Source organism: Corallococcus llansteffanensis, assembly GCF_003612055.1.
Lineage (GTDB): Bacteria > Myxococcota > Myxococcia > Myxococcales > Myxococcaceae > Corallococcus > Corallococcus llansteffanensis.
This window is the reverse complement of record NZ_RAWB01001069.1, coordinates 1-1,056: the sequence shown is the minus strand read 5'-3', so window position 1 is coordinate 1,056 and position 1,056 is coordinate 1. Positions and strand designations below refer to the sequence as shown.

The 1,056-nt window shown below is 75.1% G+C and carries 1 protein-coding gene and 1 pseudogene; one reads left to right on the top strand and one right to left on the bottom strand.

Annotated elements, in window-relative coordinates; translation table 11 throughout:
- Positions 1-427: pseudogene (locus tag D7V93_RS43385) on the top strand (serine protease); the annotation flags it as partial.
- An 18-nt stretch (positions 428-445) separates the two neighbouring features.
- On the opposite strand, the gene D7V93_RS43380 reads toward D7V93_RS43385, so the two are convergent.
- Positions 446-1,030 carry a DUF2378 family protein gene (locus D7V93_RS43380; protein ID WP_120648707.1) on the bottom strand — a complete coding sequence of 195 codons (585 nt, stop codon included), beginning with the start codon at positions 1,028-1,030 and terminating at the stop codon, positions 446-448.
- Positions 1,031-1,056 lie beyond the last annotated feature (26 nt).

Genomic DNA, 1,056 nt, shown 5'->3' with positions numbered 1-1,056 from the left:
CCCCCTGTCCGCGCTGGACGCGCCCCGGCTGCGCGCCAGCCGCGTGCGCCAGGTGCCCCAGCATCCAGTGGGCCTGCTGGACGGCTGCGCGATGCCCGCCGTGGAGGCCGTGGCCGCGCTGCTTGGCCAGGCCATCAACGTGGGCGCTCCCGCCTACAACCGGGGCGACGTGGAGGGCTGCTACCGGCTCTACGCCCACACCGCCGAACAGCTCATCGACGAGCGCGACGACTGCCCCGGCGTCCAGCGCGCGCTGCGCGACGGCCTCTTGCGGTGCGAGGGCCTGCTGGACGCGGAGGACCGCGCCTGGGCCCTGCGCGACACGTTCGACGGGCTGATGGACGTCATCGGCCGCTGGCGGCAGTCGCGCCCCTCGAGCCTCGCCTCCTCCCAGAAGCGCTCCCCGCCGAAGACGTACCTCAACTAGCGGGGCGCGGGGCGCCCGTCAGACCTCGTCCCAGCGGATCCGCAGCGCATAGGCGTGGGAGGCGCACTCCAGCACGTCCACGCGCGGCAGCACCCGCGTGCGGCGCAGCACCTGCTCCACCACGCCCGCCACGAAGTCCGGCAGCGGATCCGCGTCCACCACGGTCGCCCGCCACTCGCGCGCGCGCACCGCCTCCAGCCTCAGCTTCATGTCCTCGCGGCCCGCGCGCAGGTACGTGGGCAGGCGCGACAGGCACCGCTCCACGCCCAGCAGCGGCGCGGCCGAGGCGAAGATGCGGCCCACCAGCGTCTGCGCGAAACCCTCCACGTAGTGCCGCCCCAGCACCCGGTTGGCCTCCTCGCCCGCCAGGCCCGGACACGCGTGCCGCCGCGCCACCGCCAGCGCCGCGCGCCACACCTCCAGCGGGAGGTACTCCGGCGCCGTCTCCGGGTCGTACCCCACGTCCCGCAGCGCCTGGGCGAAACCACCCGACGGCCGCAGCGCGTGCTGGAACAGCCCCTCGAAGTTGCGACGCGGCACCAACACCGGCGCCAGCGGGAGCCGCGGCTCCCCCGTCGTTCCTGCTTCAGTCCATGACTCCATGCGCCAACCCCCCCAGGGTCCAGCCC

Coding starts and splice junctions, on each gene's coding strand:
- D7V93_RS43380 (WP_120648707.1), bottom strand. CDS start 1,030: ATGGAGTCATGGACTGAAGCAGGAACGACGGGGGAGCCGCGGCTCCCG.